Source organism: Paraburkholderia sp. BCC1876, assembly GCF_902833695.1.
GTDB lineage: Bacteria > Pseudomonadota > Gammaproteobacteria > Burkholderiales > Burkholderiaceae > Paraburkholderia.
In genome coordinates this window covers 1-495 of the sequence record NZ_CADFGI010000065.1, presented here as the reverse complement: position 1 = coordinate 495, position 495 = coordinate 1, and the positions used below count along the sequence as shown (strand labels likewise).

The following is a 495-nucleotide window of genomic DNA, read 5'->3' as shown; positions in this document are numbered from 1 at the left end:
GGCATCATCGACCAGGGCATCGCGATCAACACCAACGCGGCCGGCAGCCGCCAGTACGCGCTGACGAGCGGCAACGAATCGGGCAGCCGCTGGGGGCTGCGCGGCCGCGAGGAACTCGGCGGCGGCCTGTTTTCGCTGTTCGTGCTGGAAGGCGGCTTCAACGGCTCGACCGGCGCGCTCGGGCAGAACGGCGACCTGTTCGGCCGCCAGGTCTATGTGGGCCTGGGCTCCTCGCGCCTGGGCACGCTGACGGCGGGGCGCCAGTACCTTCCGAATGCGGAGATGGTCGGCATCTTCGAGGCGGGCGAGGACTGGGCGCTGTCGGGGGCCGGCTACGGCGCGCATCCGGGCGATCTCGACGACCTCGACGGCTCGTTTCGCGTCAACAACGCACTGAAGTACAGCTCGCCGACGTGGGCCGGCTTCAATGCCGAGGCGCTCTACAGTTTCGGCGGCGTGGCCGGCAGCAGCTCGCGCAACCAGATCTACGGCTTC

1 protein-coding gene is annotated in these 495 nt (G+C 69.5%); it reads left to right on the top strand.

The features are described from left to right. Window positions 1-495: porin (locus tag HWY05_RS37780; protein WP_176061493.1), on the top strand; the 495-nt coding region annotated here is incomplete at both ends.